Origin of the sequence: Paraburkholderia sp. SIMBA_027, from assembly GCF_046535315.1 — a bacterium.
GTDB classification, from domain to species: Bacteria; Pseudomonadota; Gammaproteobacteria; order Burkholderiales; family Burkholderiaceae; genus Paraburkholderia; species Paraburkholderia tropica.
The window spans coordinates 189489-204938 of sequence record NZ_JAWRWY010000003.1 but is presented as its reverse complement, the minus strand read 5'-3'; the positions used below and the strand labels follow the sequence as shown (position 1 = coordinate 204938).

12 protein-coding genes are annotated in these 15450 nt (G+C 67.3%); 8 read left to right on the top strand and 4 right to left on the bottom strand.

The window, feature by feature from the left end:
* Positions 1-121: 121 nt before the first annotated feature.
* Positions 122-445, top strand: a complete 324-nt coding sequence (locus SB764_RS06540; protein WP_065064456.1) for a winged helix-turn-helix domain-containing protein — start codon at positions 122-124, stop codon at positions 443-445.
* Between the two features lie 32 nt (positions 446-477).
* Here the strand turns inward: SB764_RS06540 and SB764_RS06535 are convergent, their stop codons facing one another.
* Positions 478-1812: a DUF2325 domain-containing protein gene (locus SB764_RS06535; protein WP_410863007.1), complete on the bottom strand. Its 1335-nt coding sequence runs from the start codon at positions 1810-1812 to the stop codon at positions 478-480.
* Positions 1813-2048: 236 nt separating this feature from the next.
* Complete coding sequence (locus SB764_RS06530; RefSeq protein ID WP_410863006.1) at positions 2049-2651, bottom strand: hypothetical protein; 603 nt, start codon at positions 2649-2651, stop codon at positions 2049-2051.
* A gap of 274 nt (positions 2652-2925) precedes the next feature.
* On the opposite strand from SB764_RS06530, the gene SB764_RS06525 reads away from it, so the two are divergent.
* The 7 genes from SB764_RS06525 (at position 2926) to SB764_RS06495 (ending at position 11157) form a co-directional block, all read left to right on the top strand.
* Positions 2926-4194, top strand: a complete 1269-nt coding sequence (locus SB764_RS06525) for an MFS transporter (RefSeq protein ID WP_065064423.1) — start codon at positions 2926-2928, stop codon at positions 4192-4194.
* A gap of 416 nt (positions 4195-4610) precedes the next feature.
* Complete coding sequence (locus SB764_RS06520; protein ID WP_065064421.1) at positions 4611-5063, top strand: zinc-finger-containing protein; 453 nt, start codon at positions 4611-4613, stop codon at positions 5061-5063.
* A gap of 222 nt (positions 5064-5285) precedes the next feature.
* Positions 5286-5750 (top strand): hypothetical protein, encoded by a 465-nt coding sequence (locus SB764_RS06515; protein ID WP_065064419.1) that lies wholly within the window; start codon positions 5286-5288, stop codon positions 5748-5750.
* A gap of 871 nt (positions 5751-6621) precedes the next feature.
* A complete protein-coding gene (locus tag SB764_RS06510) occupies positions 6622-6795 on the top strand; it encodes a hypothetical protein (RefSeq protein ID WP_156773883.1) in 174 nt (57 codons plus the stop codon).
* A 208-nt stretch (positions 6796-7003) separates the two neighbouring features.
* The gene (locus SB764_RS06505) at positions 7004-8755 is read left to right on the top strand and encodes an ABC transporter permease (RefSeq protein ID WP_065064417.1); all 1752 of its coding nucleotides are present in this window, start codon (positions 7004-7006) and stop codon (positions 8753-8755) included.
* Positions 8756-8771: 16 nt separating this feature from the next.
* Positions 8772-10106, top strand: a complete 1335-nt coding sequence (locus tag SB764_RS06500) for an AAA-associated domain-containing protein (RefSeq protein ID WP_065064415.1) — start codon at positions 8772-8774, stop codon at positions 10104-10106.
* Positions 10107-10389: 283 nt separating this feature from the next.
* Entirely contained in the window at positions 10390-11157 is a 768-nt protein-coding gene (locus SB764_RS06495) for a hypothetical protein (RefSeq protein ID WP_410863003.1), read from the top strand.
* Positions 11158-11455: 298 nt separating this feature from the next.
* Here SB764_RS06495 and SB764_RS06490 read toward each other — a convergent pair whose 3' ends face one another.
* Both SB764_RS06490 and SB764_RS06485 read right to left on the bottom strand, forming a co-directional pair.
* Positions 11456-14218, bottom strand: a complete 2763-nt coding sequence (locus tag SB764_RS06490) for a mechanosensitive ion channel family protein (protein WP_410863001.1) — start codon at positions 14216-14218, stop codon at positions 11456-11458.
* A gap of 469 nt (positions 14219-14687) precedes the next feature.
* A complete protein-coding gene (locus SB764_RS06485) occupies positions 14688-15440 on the bottom strand; it encodes an IclR family transcriptional regulator (protein WP_074981102.1) in 753 nt (250 codons plus the stop codon).
* Positions 15441-15450: the final 10 nt, after the last annotated feature.

The window sequence follows — 15450 nt, the reverse complement described above, 5'->3', positions numbered from 1 at the left end:
GAATGCGAACGTAACAGCGACCGTGAAGACGAGCGAAACAGCGAAATCGAAGCCGCAAACCGCAGCCGAAACGCCCGAAGCCGCGAGCGGCGTGCGCCGCGAACCGCGCGTGCGTTTTCGTATGCGCGTGATGCAGGACGACACCATCGCGCTGGGACCGGGCAAGGTGCAATTGCTCGAAGCGGTGCGCGAGCACGGCTCGATTTCGGCGGCGGCGCGCAGCCTGAACATGTCGTACCGGCGCGCGTGGCTGCTCATGGACGAACTCAATCGCGCGCTCGAATCGCCGGCCACGGTGTCGGAGCACGGCGGCCAGAGCGGCGGCGGCAGCATGCTCACGCCCGTCGGCGAGGAAATCATCCGTCTCTATCGCGGCATCGAGGAGCGCGCGGCCGCAGCCTGTGCGCCCGAAATCGCCGCGCTCAGGAAGCTCGTGAAGGGCTGAGCGCGCCGTCACGGCGCGTCAGCGGGACGCTTTCAACCGTGCCGCAGACAGAAGCGCGAAAGCGGCACCGCGGTGAGCGTGGGCACCGTGTTCGTATGCAGGCGTGTCATCAGTTCGACGAAACTCGCGAGACTCGCCGTGCGCAGCGGGTGATAGCTCACCTGATGCCGTTCGCACACGCGCTTGAGCGTGTTCATCGAATCGTGGTCGATGCAGTCGACGGGAAACACCGCGAGATCCGCGCCCGCGAGCGCCGCCGCGAGCAAACCCTTGCGGTCTTCGATGCCGCCGTCGTGCACCGTCAATTCGCCGCCCGCCGCGGCCACCCAGCGCCGTAGCGCGTGATTCGATCCCGGCCGTCCGCCCACATAGACGATGCGCCGGTTCTTGAGCGCGTCGCGCGGCAGGGCGCGGGTTGCGACTGCGTCGTCGTCGGGTTGCGCGGCGTCTTCGAGCGCCTGCGCTTCCGCGCGCAACGTGTCGATCAGTGCGAGCGCGTCGTCCAGTTGCGTGCGTAGCGCGTGCAGTGCGATTTCGTCGGCGTTCGCGCGCTGTTCGGCGGCTTCGCGACGGCTTGTTTCGAGCGCAAGGCGGGCGTCGCGCGCGGCCAGCGCGTCCTGCAACGCGGCGTGTTTTGCGTGCAGCGCGGACGCATCGCGGTCCATGCGCTGGGCGGCCGCGCGCGAGGTCTGCTCGGCGAGCGCATCGCGTGCGGCGTCGCGCTCGCGGCTCATGTCGTGCAGACGCGCCTGCTGGCGTTCGATCTTCGCGTGCAGTTCAGCGTTGTCCTCTTCGAGCGCGACGAGGCGGCGCAGATCCGCGCGATTCGCCGCGCCGACCAGATGCGACAGCATGTGCAGTTCGCCGAACGCGGCCTGACGCACTTCCATCGTCGTGGCCGGATGGCTCATCAGCGCCCAGTAGGCGGGCGGAATGTCGCCGTTGGCGCGCGCCTCGTTCCAGAGCGTGAGCACCGCATCGGCGTCGCGCGCGCCGGCAAAGCACCGCAGCGCGCCGGCATAGCGCGTGTCGAGCGCCTTTTGCAGCGCCTTGCCGCCCGCGCCGCCCTGGATCGCCAGTTCGACGGCCGTGTGATGAATCTCCAGATCGCTCGCGTGGCGCGCGTCGAGCGGCGCGAACTTCGGCACGAGCTTGCGCAGTTCATGCGTCGACAGACAGGTGCCGATGATCGAGCAGTGCAGATGCGCGTCGAGTTCGGCGAGACGCGTGCGGCGGCGCGAACGGTCGAGTTCGTCCTGCGACGGGCCGCAGCAGTCGGCGGACGGGGCGAAGGCGCGCAGATGCGGCGCGTCGTCCGGCGTCGCGGTGCCCGGCGTGCGGGCGAGGCGAAACGGCGGTGCGTGCATGGTGACCTCTGTCCGGTTAGGAGCGCGCGAGGGCGCAGCGCGTGGCGCGGCGTCCGGGTTCGCGCAGGGTACGTTCAGGGTGACGTCGACGTGACTTCAGGTTCACTTCAGACGCTGCCGCGCACCGTCAGCGAAATATATCACGGAATATAGCGGAGTCCGTCCAGTCATCGGGACGGCGCGCAGCCTGCTTGTCCGCATCCCTTGCGTGTTGCAGCAGCGGTTTTCGGCGATCGTCAGGCCGCGTCGCGGTGTTCGGTCGCGGCGTCGGCGCGGGTGTCAGGATTGGCGAGTGTCTGCATGCGTCGCGTCGCGGTGGTCGCGGACGTCGGACGTATGACCCGATGCGCGGGCGTCGCGCTGGCCGAGCCGCTCGCGGACTGCGCATGGCGCGCCATGACGTGCTCGACGCACAGCGCCACGAGGGCCGTATCGGTATGCTCCAGTTCGGCGGCCGTCGCGCGCATCGCCTCGGTGTCGAGGCAGAAGGCGTCGGAGAACATGGCGTCGCGGGTTTTGTCGAGACGGCGCGCGTCGCGGATCGCGCGTTTCAGTTCGCGCTGACGCGCGAAGCCGACGAGTTCGGCGCGGCGCGCCAGCGAGGTCAGCAGCGGTTGCAGCGAGGTCGCGGCGTCGGCGCTTGCGGACGGCGCGTCGGCGTCCGGCGCGAGCGAGCGGTTGAAGCGCTCGACGCTCTCGCGCAGACGCCGGAACGCGTCGATCACGTCGCGCATGCGCTCGGCGCGCTCGTGGCCCGAAGCGGGGCGCAGCGCCGTGATCGTCGCGGCCATGCTCGCCGTTACGCGCGGCGGCGCGGAGCGCGCAACTGCATTCATCATCCGTGGCCGACTGCTCACTTACCCACCTCGTGTCATCTGCGGAAATCGTCGCCGTGCGGATCCCGGCAAGGATCGCTGGCGCAGTCGTTATATTCTAATGTATATATCGATGCCGATAATGGCCTGCGTGCATGAATCCGACGCGCTTCTGTGACGTCGTGCCCAATCGACTAAAATCAGCCGCTTTGTATGAAGCTCCGGTGAAGCCCCGATGACCCGGTAACGTCACCGCGTCGCCGTGGCCCTCGCCGCGCCCTTTCGCCTTCCGCCGTACATGAACACACCTTCTCCCGCTCCCGGCGACGCGCCGCAGAGCATCGCGCGCAATCGCGGTTTCCAGCGTTTCTGGGGCGCCCGCGTGCTCGCCTCGATGTCGTTTCAGATGCTGGCCGTCGCGATGGGCTGGCATATCTACGCGCTCACCAAAAGCGCGTTCGCGCTCGGCCTGCTCGGTCTCGCGCAATTTTTGCCGATGTTTCTGCTGACGCTCGTCGTCGGCCATGTCGCCGATCGCTACGACCGCCGGCGCATCGCCGCCGTCTGCCAGAGCATCGAATGCGTGGCCGCGTTGACGTTCGCGCTCGGCACCTTCGGCGGCTGGCTCAGCGCGCCGATGATCTACGTGCTGGCGGCCTGCGTGGGCGCGGCGCGCGCGTTCGAGTCGCCGGCGATCTCGTCGCTGCTGCCGGGCGTGGTGCCGCGTGCGCAACTGCCGAACGCCACCGCGTGGTCGACCTCGGCGACGCAGACCGCGCAGATCGTCGGTCCGGCGCTGGGCGGCCTGCTGTACGGACTCGGCGCGGGGCCGGCGTTCCTGGCCTGCGCGGTGTCGTTCGCGATCGCGGCGACGCTTTCGGCGACGATTCCGCTCAAGGCGCGGCCGCCGTCGCGCGCGCCCGTCACGCTCGAATCGGTGTTCTCGGGCATCGCGTTCATCCGCTCGCAGCCGGTGATTCTGGGCGCGCTGTCGCTCGATCTGTTCGCCGTGCTGTTCGGCGGAGCAACCGCACTGCTGCCGGTGTTCGCGCGCGACATCCTGCACGCGGGGCCGCTCGAACTGGGGCTGCTGCGCTCGGCGACCGCGGCGGGCGCGCTTGCCGGGACGATCTGGCTCGCGCACTTTCCGCTGCGCCGACGCCCGGGGCTGTCGATGTTCGGCGGCGTGATCCTGTTCGGCTGCGCGACGATCGTGTTCGGGCTGTCGCATAACGTCGTCGTCTCGCTGATCGCGCTGGCGGTGCTGGGCGCATCGGACGTGGTGAGCGTGGTCGTGCGCACGTCGCTCGTCCAGTTGCGCACGCCCGATGAAAAGCTCGGCCGCGTGAGCGCGGTGAATTCGCTGTTCATCGGCACGTCGAACCAGCTCGGCGAATTCGAGTCTGGCCTGACCGCCGGATGGTGGGGCGCGCAACCGGCGGTGCTGGTGGGTGGCGTCGCGACCATCGGCGTCGCGCTGCTGTGGATGAAGCTGTTTCCGGGATTGCGCGACACGCGCTCGCTCGAACGCGAGGATGCGCACGCGACGGCGAGCGCGGCGGGTTGAGCGGGAGAGGGTGCGACTGACGGCGGCGACTGACGGCGGCGACTGACGGCGGCGACTGACGGCGGCGATCGACGCAACTAACTGCCGCGTACGTCGCCGCTCGGTCTTGCGCTGAAGTGCTGAAGAAAAGCCCGCGCGCCGCCGCCGGCCTGGCGCGTCATCCTGTCTCATTTCACGTCGATCTGGCCTCGTTGCTGCCTCTTTGAAGCCAGTTTCGACGCCTTTCGGTCCCTTTTCGCCCCAATTCTGCTCGCCGATACCAGGCAAACGCGTCAATTCCCGGTATCCTTTCGCCGAAGCGTCGCGTTCGCGTCGCCGCGTCCAGTTCTGTCCAGCCACACCCAGGTCACACCCGTCACCCGCATGTCCCAGTCATCCCGTCAGCCATCGCCAACGTCCGCTTCCCGGAGTACGCCATGCGCGTAGGCCGTCCGGTCAAGGCGCTGCCGCAACCGCTCTGCGACTACTGCGGCGCGAAGGCAGTACTCGCGCGTTTCGGCGACGAAGCCTACCCGTACCGCGACGATCACGGCACGCTCTGGGTCTGTGCCGCCTGCGAAGCGTGGATCGGCGTACCCGCGCGCAGCACGCGCAACGTGCCGCTCGGCCGCCTCGCCAACGGCGCGCTGCGCGACGCCAAGAGCCGCCTGCACGACGCGCTCGAACCGCTCGTCGCGGCCAAGGTGCGGCGCGACAAGGTCAATATTTTCGAGGCGCGCGGCCGCGCGCTGCGCTGGCTCGCCGAGGAACTGGGCTTCGACCTGCCCAATCCGTCGATCCATCATCTGACACTCGATCAGTGCGAAGCGGCAATCCGCCACGTCGAGGCCTTCATGGCCGCGCGCCGCGCCAGCGACGACGAGCGCTGACGCGTCGGCGAACGCACGCAACCATCCGCCGCTCGCCGGATTCCGCCGATTCCGCAGTTTTCGCCCGCATCCGCGTATCGCCGCGAATATCCGCAAATCGACGCGCATTCGCGCCCGTTCACGACCTCGCGGACACCTTTAGTTACATCCTCGTCGCAAAACGGCGCTCAACCTTGGCCGCCACGTGCCGTTATTGCACCTGAACTGATTCTTTCCTGTGCCATGGCCAAGACGATCCCCTTTCCGGCGCAACACATCCAGGCCACGCGCGCACGGCGCCACAAGGCCAAAGCCGAGTTGCTGCCGATGCCGCGTGCAAGCGCGGATGAACTGGCGCTCCAGGTGCATCTGGCGCTGGCCGCGTTGCGCGCGGGCGGCTCACAGCATGACGCCCAGGCGCTCCTGCACGCGCATGTGCTGGCGCAATCGATCGCGGATGCCGGTTACGGCGATCTGACGCCCGAGCAGGTCCGTCCCGCCGACGAAGCGATCATCGCGTGCTTCTCGCGCGGCGGCGCGCAAGGCGAGTGGCGTCTCGACGATGCGCAGTTCGAAGCCGTGCGCCCGGTCATCAATGTCTACGACGTGCAACTGCAAAGTGCGCCGATGTGGGTGCTGACCGACGCGAGCGAGCGGCTCGAGCGCATGCGCGCGGGCGAAGCCGCGCAGGCACGCAAGCGTGCGTAACGTGCGCGTGACGTGTCCGGTGGGCATGTCGATTGCGGGTGACAACGCCGAAGTCGACGCTCGCACGTCCAGGCGGCGTACGAAGCGGACCCGCCGGCAGATGTACCAGACAGCACGAAGCAAAATGTAAGCAAAGCAGCCACAGCGCGCAGTGATGACGCAGACGCGACGCGATGATTCGGCCCCCGGCCGACCGTGCCACGCAACGGGTTCACGGTGCGCAGTGAAGCATTCAGCCCGATCGCGCCCAATGCGCCGTCCGGCGGCGCTGTGGCGGCATTGGCACGGGATTTGACGCGCGGCGCGAATCGTGTTGACTTCCGACAGCGTGCGTGACTAAAATTCGCCCGTCTTAACAAAAGGGGCTGACGCCTTGGACAGTAGCAGTAGTCGATCTTCGAACAGTTTCGCTGCCTGACCGGCAGGACGTCCGCGCTCCCTTTTCTCTCAGCCGCCGTCTTGCCAGCCAGGCAGATGGTGCGCGTCCAGCAGTACATTCTCGTGCACTCTTTTTAGCGTCGACCAGGCGCCGCAGCGTCGTATGCGCAGCGCGCCAGGCCGATATCGCGCCGTGAGCCCTGTTCGCTCGCGGCACGGTCCGTTCGTCACGCCGATCATCCGCCTTGCGGAATTCGCGCGACGCACGGATCGCCACATGCGCCGCCTGGGACCGGTTTCCAGCGCGCCGCCGTGACGATAAGGAGTTCCGATGTCCGACAGTGACAGTTATCCGTTATGCCGCTTCCTTTTTTCGTTCCCTGAGGAAAGCGCGCAGACGTGAGCCGCTGACGCGCGTACGCCGCGCGCAGCCGGGTCTGCTGGCTTTCCTCGCAACCGCGTTCGCTCCCTGAGCGACGTGAGGAGATCCAGCATGAACTTCGGCCTTCTTCTGCCGCACCTGCCGCAAACGCAGCACACCCTTCATCCCGACCAGCTCGGCGCCCGCGAGCGCACGAGCGACACGCCGCCGTGCCCGCCGTCGCGCCTTGCCGCGCGCTGGCGCGATTTGCGCGCCCGCGTGTTCCGCGCGTCGGGGCGAGGTTGACCGGGGCTGAACGCAGTAAGACAAGAAAGAACGGCCCCCGCCCGAACGCGTCGCCGCCCGAATGGCGGCGCGCTCGACGCGCGAGCCGCGCATCATCCAGATCGCCGGTGCAACAAGACATGAATCAGATCAACCGCTCCATGCGAACGACCCGCCGCGCCGCGCGTGCAGGCGGCGTCGCGCATGCCATCGCCCTGGGAGGCCGCTAATGGAGTTCAGATTCAACCTGAACCGTACGGCCAACGCTTCGGCGTGGCGCGTGCTGCCCAACCGCTGGGACTTTGTAGCGTTCCCGCTCATCATCTGCCTGATCGCCATGGCGGCCGTGGGCTTCCACGAAACGATGGCGCCTATCGCCACGCTCAAGGCGCAGCCGATTTCGCTCGATCCGTCGAACCTGCCGGAGTACGCGATGCGCACGACGCTGCGCATGCTGGCGGCGATGGTCGCCTCGCTGATCTTCACGCTGGTGTACGGCACGCTCGCGGCCAAGAGCCGTCGCGCGAGTCTCGTGCTGGTGCCGATCCTCGACATCCTGCAGTCGGTGCCGGTGCTGGGCTACATTTCGTTCACGGTCACATTCTTCCTCGCGCTGTTTCCCTCGCGCGTGTTGGGCGCTGAACTCGCGGCCATCTTCGCGATCTTCACGAGCCAGGCGTGGAACATGACCTTCAGCTTCTATCAGTCGCTGCGCACGGTGCCGCGCGATCTCGACGAAGTCTCGAAGGGCTTCCACCTGACTGGCTGGCAGCGCTTCTGGAAACTGGAAGTGCCGTTCTCGATGCCGGGCCTCATCTGGAACATGATGATGTCGATGTCGGGCGGCTGGTTCTTCGTGGTGGCCTCCGAAGCAATCACGGTGGGCAATAACACGATCACGCTGCCGGGTATCGGCGCGTATCTGGCGCAGGCGATTTCCGAAAAGAATCTGCACGCCATCGGCTGGGTGATCCTGACGATGACGGTCGTGATTCTCGCCTACGACCAGTTGCTGTTCCGTCCGCTCGTGGCATGGGCCGACAAGTTCCGCATGGAAAACACGAGTTCCGGCGACGCACCCGAATCCTGGCTGCTCGACCTGATCCGCCGCACGCATCTGATTCACCGCCTGCTGGTGCCGATGGGCTTCCTGCTCGCGACGTTCGCACGTATTCCGTTCCGCGTGCAATTGCCGAAGGCGATGCCTGCCGTGAACCTCACGCTCAGCAAGCGCTCGCGTTTCGGCGACGCGATCTGGGCCGTGTTCGTGATCGCGCTCACGCTGTTCGTGGTCTGGCGCGTGGTGGCCTACGTGCGCACAGGCGTCTCGCTCGACGAAGTGGGTCACGTGTTCGTGCTCGGCCTCATCACGCTGCTGCGCGTGATCGTGCTGATCGCGATTGCCTCGGTGATCTGGGTGCCGCTCGGCGTGCTGATCGGCCTGCGTCCGGCGCTTGCCGAAAAGGTCCAGCCGCTCGCACAGTTCCTCGCGGCATTCCCGGCGAACCTGCTGTTCCCGGTGTTCGTGATTGTGATCGTGCGCTTCCATCTGAACGCGGACATCTGGCTGTCGCCGCTGATCGTGCTCGGCACGCAGTGGTACATCCTGTTCAACGTGATTGCGGGCGCAAGCGCCTATCCGAACGACTACAAGGAAGCGGCCAAAAACTTCCGCATTCGCGGCTGGCAGTGGTGGCGTCAGGCGATCCTGCCGGGCATTTTTCCCTACTACATCACGGGTGCGATCACGGCCTCGGGCGGCGCGTGGAACGCGAGCATCGTCGCCGAATACGTGCAGTGGGGCGATACGAAGCTCGAGGCGCACGGCCTTGGCGCGTACATCGCGCAAACGACTGCCGCCGGTGATTTCCCGAAGATCATTCTGGGCATCGCGATGATGTCCCTGTTCGTGACGCTGTTCAACCGCGTGCTCTGGCGTCCGCTGTACACCCACGCCGAGTCCAGGCTGCGGCTCGATTGAGATGGAGTAATACATCATGCTGAATCCGAAAATCGTCTCATCCGACCTGCTGCCCGCACGGCCCACGCTCGGCGACGAAGTGCTGTCGGTCAAGCACATGTCGCGCGGTTTCGCGAAAAAGGACGACGAGCGCCTCGTGCTCGACGACGTCAACCTCTCGCTGCGCGAAGGTGAAATCGTTGGGCTGCTCGGCCGCTCCGGCTCGGGTAAATCGACGCTCCTGCGCATCATCTCGGGCCTCATCGAACCGAGCGCGGGCGAGGTGAACTGGCTCGGCAAGCCGCTCGACGGCCCGGCGAAAGGCGTCTCGATGGTGTTCCAGACCTTCGCGCTGTTTCCGTGGCTCACGGTGCTGCAGAACGTGGAAGCGGGCCTCGAAGCGCAGGGCGTGCCCGCGCGCGAGCGCCGCGAACGCGCGCTGGCCGCGATCGACCTGATCGGTCTCGACGGCTTTGAAAACGCCTACCCGCGCGAACTCTCGGGCGGCATGCGCCAGCGCGTGGGTTTCGCGCGCGCGCTCGTGGTCGACCCGGCGCTGCTGCTGATGGACGAGCCGTTTTCCGCGCTCGACGTGCTCACGGCCGAAACGCTGCGTACCGACCTGCTCGACCTCTGGACGCAGGGCCGCATGCCGATCAAGTCGATGCTGATCGTCACGCACAACATTGAGGAAGCGGTGTTCATGTGCGACCGCATTCTCGTGCTCTCGTCGAACCCGGGGCGCCTGGTGGCCGACATCAAGGTGCCGTTCAAGCACCCGCGCAATCGTCTGGACCCGGCGTTCCGCAAGCTCGTGGACGAGATCTACGCGAAGATGACCGCGCGCGACGCCGCCGAAACGACCACGCGCCGTCTCGAAGTGGGCAGCCGCCTGCCCGACGTCTCGACCAACCTGATGGCCGGCCTGATCGAAACGCTGGCGGCCGCGCCGTACCACGGCCGCGCGGACATGCCGGAAATCGCGCGCTCGCTGCATCTGGAAGTGGACGACCTGTTTCCGATTGCGGAAATGATGCAACTGCTCGGCTTTGCCGACGTGCGCGACGGCGACCTGCTGCTCACGCCGCCCGCGCGCGTATTCGCCGAGATGGGCACGCAGGCGCGCAAGCTGATGTTCGCCGATCATTTGCTGCGCAACGTGCCGCTCGCGGCGCGGATCAAGAAGGTGCTCAACGAACGCCCGGGCCACCGCGCGCCGCGCGTGCGCTTCGAGCAGGAACTGGAAGATTTCCTCTCGGATACGGCGGCCGAAGGAACGCTCGATACCGTGATCGACTGGGGCCGCTACGGCGAGATTTTTTCGTATAACGACCAGTCGGAAATTTTCAGTCTCGAGGACGTGGAAGCTTAAGGTTCGCAAGGGACGCAGCGCACGCGGCGCTCCTCCTGAAAAAAACGCTGTGGATGACGGCTCAATTGTGCCGTTGACCGCAGCGTTTTTTTTTGTGCCATCGACAACTTCGCAGTACGAACCTCAAAGAAGTGACGATTCTCCGCTGCTAGTATTTTTTCGACGCGAGCGGTGCACGACGTACGTCACCTCGCACGCGAGATGCGCCTCGATTTGAAATCGAATGAGCATCGAATCGGTTGCATTTTTTGCGGTCATCGGAAGGGAGAACACGATTATGTCGATGGATCGAAGGACACTCTCCGCGGAAGCGGTCACGGCGGCGTTCAACCAGATCTGCGCGCATCTCGACGAAGACGCGGGCGAGCTCGACGCGGCCACGCGCAAGCGCCTGGAACGCATCGCGAAGGAAAGCATGGAAGCGCATCCGGCGCTTGCGTGGCAAACGCTGGGCATGCTCGCCGCCGAGCGCTGGGACAGCGAGGCGCTCGAAGTGGCGTACGCGAACGCGTTGCGCTGCGAACGCGGGGTGCAGGCCGGCATCAACTGTGCGGTGGCGCTCGCGGCCTGCAATCGTTTCGGCGAAGCCGCGGAAGTGGCCGAGCGTGCGTGGCAGGCGCAGCCGTCCAGCCTGCTTGCGCTGCGCGGCGCAATCGACATGGCGTGGCAGGCGGGGCGCTGGGCGCGTGCGCTGGAACTCATGCAGGCACTCAGTCCGCGCTCGAATGCCACGGATCGCGAAACCGAGGCGTATCGGCGCAAGGCGGTGGCGATTCTGGAACGCCACGCGGTGCCGCTGTCGGCGGTCGAGGCGTTTCACGACGCGCTCTATGGTTTTCTCGCCACGCGCCGCGTGCGCGCGCTTGCAGCGTGTGAATTCGTCGACGACGGTCCGGGGGAGGAGACCGTGTATGTAACCGTTCAGATTGCGCGAGAGCACGACGAGGTCGCGCAGCTGGATGAGGCGTTGGCGGAGGCATTGTCCGATGCCGTGGAGGCTTATCCGCTCGCCGCCTTCGCGATCGATCTTGCAGAGAGGGAGACGGCCTGATGTCGGCGCAGGCGTGCATCGATACAGCCGGGCGTCTGTTGCTCGAACCGGCGCGCGAGGCCGACAGGCGTCGCGCGGTCCCGTCGTGCGCGAACGCCACGATCAATCGGCGCGCGCTGCGAATCGACAACGCAGGAAGCGCAAAGGTGAGCTTCTTCGGGAGAGAGCGAATCGCGCGTGTTTTGCGCGCGATTCGCAAGATGCGATCACGCGCAAAGCCCCGCCGTTGCGTGAAATCCCATCACGCTTCGCGCGCCGCACAGCGAGTGTGCGTGCACGAAGGTGAGCTTTTACGGGATCACGACGGTTTGCGGCGCGGTGTCGTGCGCGAGTCGTCGTCGCGTTCGTCGTTGCCGAATACATGGCCTTCCACATCGCTGTCGTGCGGCACCCCGATCACAAAGTTGCGCTGCGGGTTTGCCAGTTCGATGCCGCGCTCCGTGAAAAGCGCGAGCACGCGTCGGTTGAATTCGCGTTGCACACCCCAGCGCGAAGAGTCCTTGCACTGGATCTGGCCCACGAGCGTGACGCTGGCGCCGTCGACCTGATCCACGCCCCAGTAGGCGAAGTCGCTGAGTATGCCGTTTTTGAAGGCGTCGTCGGCGCGGATGGAAGCGCCGATATCCTTGAGCGTGTCGATCGCGCGTTGCAGGTCGTTGCCGTGCGCGATCACCACCTTGACCGCGGCGTTGCCGATGCCGCGATTCGTGTTGTTCACGGTCGTCACCGAGCTGAAGGGCACGGTGTAGAGCGAGCCGTCGCCGCCGCGCAGACGCACCGTACGGATCGAGAGGAACTCCACCGTGCCCGAGACGCCCGCCACGGTCACCCAGTCGCCGACCTGCATCGCGTTTTCGGTGAGCAGGAAGATGCCGGTGATGAAGTCCTGCACGAGCTTCTGCGAGCCGAAGCCGAGCGCCACGCCGAAGATGCTCGCGCCCGCGATCAGCGGTGCGGTATTCACGCCGAGCTGCGAGAGCGCGGTGAGGCCCACGATCACGAAGATCGCGACGAACAGCGTGGTGCGGAACATCGGCAGCAGCGTGCGCAGACGTGCGGCGCGTACGTAGTCGCCGGCGTCGGTCCAGGCGTTGAGGCGGCGTTCGGCTGCGCCGTTCGCGACTTCCCAGATCACGATGGCCACGGCCACGGCCACGGCGATCGTGAGCAGCGCGGAGCCGAGCAGGTGCCCGATCGGCGCGTTCATGAGCAGGCGTGCCGGGCGCAGGCCCCATACGTGCAGCAGCACGTCGATCGTCACGATCCATAGCGCGGCGATCACCACGCGGCGCAAGGCGGGGTAGTAGCGGTAGGCGCGGCGCTGCGAGATGGTCATGTCGGCGCGGTTGCCGAGCGGATCGAACACGCGTCCGAGCGCGCCGAGCGCGACGATGGCGGCCACGCGCGCAGCCAGCAGCACGGCGAGCGAGAGGCCGCCCGCGCGCATGAGTTCGCGGTAGCCGCCGCGCAGGTCGAGCGCCCACACGAACCAGAGCGCCATGACCACGAAGATCGCGGCCACGGCCCAGATGTCGGCGAACCAGTGCGCGAGCCAGGCCAGCGAGCCGCGCTGCGCGGCCACGTTGCGCAGCCAGGCGGCCACGGGCTTGCGGCATTGCAGGATCATGACGGCGAGCGCGAGGTGGCCGACCAGCGTGACGATCTTCACGAGCGCGAGGTGCGCGTCCTCGGTCATGCCGAGCGGCACTGCGCCCGCGAGCGCGCCGCCCACGCCGCCGATCGCGACGATGCGCACGACCCAGCGCTGCGTGAACGCGGCCCAGGTCGAGCTCATGCGCGTGAGGCGCAGCGCGTCCGAGTCGGGCGCAAATAGCAGGGCGCCCAGGGCGATCACGACGCGGCAAATCACCCACGTGTCGACGAGCTCGCCCACGGCGGCGGCGGGTGCGGCGTCGTCGGCGCCAAAGAGCGAGAGCACGCCCGCTGCGACCAGGCCGAAGCCCATCACGGGCACGAGGTCGAGCAGCGTCACGAGCAGTGCGGCGGGCAGGCGTTGCAGCAGGCGCCAGTGATGGGCGCCGCGGCTGCGATGGCGCGCTTCGCGTGCGCGCGAGAGCGGGTCCTCGTCGGGCGCGGCGTCGTCGGCTGCGGCGGCATTCACGGTCTCGCGTGCTGCGGCGTTGGCGGCCGGGTTCGCGTTGGGGCCGGCGTTCGGATCGTCGTTCGGATCGGCGTCAGCCGCTTTTGTGGCTTTTGCTGTGGTCGTGACGTTTGCGGCTTTCGTGTCCGCCGCGTCTGCCGTGCCCGTAGCAGGCGCGTCGGCGGCTTCCATGCCGGCGGCGACGCGCAGGGCGTCGTCATCGTCGCCGGGTTGCGCGGCGGCTTTGAGCGCGGTGGCCGTGCCGGTCGCTTCAGGTGTCTGCGGTTGCGCTTGCGGCGGCTGGGCGGGCGCGGCAGCGTCGCTGGCGTCGTCGAGCGTGGCGGCCGCGTGGGCCACGATCGAGCGATGCGGCTTGGCGAGCGCGCGGCGCAGCAGCGCTTCAATCGCCAGCGCGGGCACGAGCGTGAGCAGCAGCACGCGCAGCAGTCCGAGCAGCATCGCGTGACCTTCAGGTGTGCTCAGGCGCTCGCGCCACCAGCCGCGCGCGGAGCCGGTGTCGAACAGCGCCGTGCGCGCGTGCACGAGCCGATCGCCGATGAGGCGCGCGCTGTGCGCGGCGTGATCGGCGAGTTGCAGGACAAGGCCGTTCGAGCGCAGCGCGTCGGTGAGCGGTGCGGAAGCCGAGGTGGCCGCGGATGCGGTCGCGGGCGCGCTCGCGGGCGTTGCGCTCGACGCGGGCGTGGCCAGCGCGCCGGCGGCGGCGATGGCGCGCAGCGTGTCTTCGATGTGGCTGCGCTGCACCGGATCGTCGAGGACCTGCAGCGCGGCGTGCGCCTGCGCAGGCGTGAGCACGACCGGTGCGGCGGGATTGGCGGGCGTCGCGGCCGGGGCCGGTGCAGCGGCAGCAGCCGACGCGCACGGTGTCCACGCGAGCGCCGTTATCCAGACAAACGCGGCGAGCAGGGCAGCGCCGCGCGGCAGCCGCAGCGTTCGTAACACGGAAGAAAGGAGCATCCTGGGCATAGGCAAATACGGAGTCGGGCGTCGGTGACGGTCGATGAGCGTCAAGGATTGGCGGCGATGGCCGGATGTCGGACAGCGTGCCGGTTGGCCGGTTCAGGTAACGTCGCTGCCGGCGTCGGGCGCCGCCTCCGGCTTACGATGCGCGCGGCAAGGTTTCGTCGGAACATTCGACGCCGCGCCGCAAATCTCGTGCCCCGCAGCGTGAAAACGGGGGTGAAAACGGGTAGGAAATCAGGGCCTGAAATCGGGCGCTAACGCGGAGCGAAACATGGGCACAACAAGGGACGCAGCCAGGCGAGCACACCATCGAAGCGATCAGCGCGGCGCGAGGCCCCAAAGTATGCGCCGGATGGCGATTGTGTGTCGCCAGGCTAACACTGGCGCAGTCGCGACGGCAATGGGTAAGTCCGTGCGTCAAGGAGGAGAAAGAGAAAGCGCGGCGACCTTAGCCCGCCTCGCTCTCGCGCCAATGCGCGAGAATGCGCGCCTTGGCATCGAGCAACGTGGCAACGTGCGTGTCGAGCTGCTGGCGGATGCGCTCGGTCGGCCCGCCAATCGAGAGTCCGTAACAGTCACCGCCGAAGTCGAGCGCTACGGCCACGGCAGACAACTCGGGCGCGCTCTCGCCGATATTCGCGTACCAGCCGCGCGCTTTCGCGGCGGCGGCCTGTTCGACGAGCGTCGGCAGATCGGTGGCCGTCGCTTCCGTATAGCGCTCGAAATCGAGCTTCGCGCCGAGCGCGGCCTGCGCGTCGGGCGCGAGTTCGCCGAAGATCGCCTTGCCGATGGAGTTCGCGTGCAGCGGCCGCAGCGCGCCGGGCTGGCACGCGTAGCGCACGGACTTTTCCGATTCGACCACGTCGAGGTACACGACCGCCGCGCCGTGAATCTTGCCGAGCACGATGGTTTCGCCGCTGGCGTCGCGCAACGCGACGAGCGTCGGATGCAGCATCTCCACGACCGGATCGACGGCGTCGATCGCGCTGGCGAGCAGATGCAGACGCCGCGTCGGATAGTAGCCGCCGCGCTTGCGCACCTCGTAGAGATAGCCGCGGCTCACGAGGGTGCGCGCGAGCGCAAGACAACTCGACGACGGCACGTTGAGCAGCCGCGCCATTTCGACGAGCGGCAGCGGCCGCTGTTCGGCGGCGAAAAGCTCGAACAGGTCGAGCGTGCGGGCAACGAGTTTGACGTCCATAAATACGCGA

What these genes read in the sequence shown, in the direction of transcription:
- SB764_RS06540 (WP_065064456.1), top strand. Translation starts at nt 122, where the DNA reads ATGCGCGTGATGCAGGACGACACCATCGCGCTGGGACCGGGCAAGGTG.
- SB764_RS06535 (WP_410863007.1), bottom strand. Translation starts at nt 1,812, where the DNA reads ATGCACGCACCGCCGTTTCGCCTCGCCCGCACGCCGGGCACCGCGACG.
- SB764_RS06530 (WP_410863006.1), bottom strand. Translation starts at nt 2,651, where the DNA reads ATGATGAATGCAGTTGCGCGCTCCGCGCCGCCGCGCGTAACGGCGAGC.
- SB764_RS06525 (WP_065064423.1), top strand. Translation starts at nt 2,926, where the DNA reads ATGAACACACCTTCTCCCGCTCCCGGCGACGCGCCGCAGAGCATCGCG.
- SB764_RS06520 (WP_065064421.1), top strand. Translation starts at nt 4,611, where the DNA reads ATGCGCGTAGGCCGTCCGGTCAAGGCGCTGCCGCAACCGCTCTGCGAC.
- SB764_RS06515 (WP_065064419.1), top strand. Translation starts at nt 5,286, where the DNA reads ATGGCCAAGACGATCCCCTTTCCGGCGCAACACATCCAGGCCACGCGC.
- SB764_RS06510 (WP_156773883.1), top strand. Translation starts at nt 6,622, where the DNA reads ATGAACTTCGGCCTTCTTCTGCCGCACCTGCCGCAAACGCAGCACACC.
- SB764_RS06505 (WP_065064417.1), top strand. Translation starts at nt 7,004, where the DNA reads ATGGAGTTCAGATTCAACCTGAACCGTACGGCCAACGCTTCGGCGTGG.
- SB764_RS06500 (WP_065064415.1), top strand. Translation starts at nt 8,772, where the DNA reads ATGCTGAATCCGAAAATCGTCTCATCCGACCTGCTGCCCGCACGGCCC.
- SB764_RS06495 (WP_410863003.1), top strand. Translation starts at nt 10,390, where the DNA reads ATGGATCGAAGGACACTCTCCGCGGAAGCGGTCACGGCGGCGTTCAAC.
- SB764_RS06485 (WP_074981102.1), bottom strand. Translation starts at nt 15,440, where the DNA reads ATGGACGTCAAACTCGTTGCCCGCACGCTCGACCTGTTCGAGCTTTTC.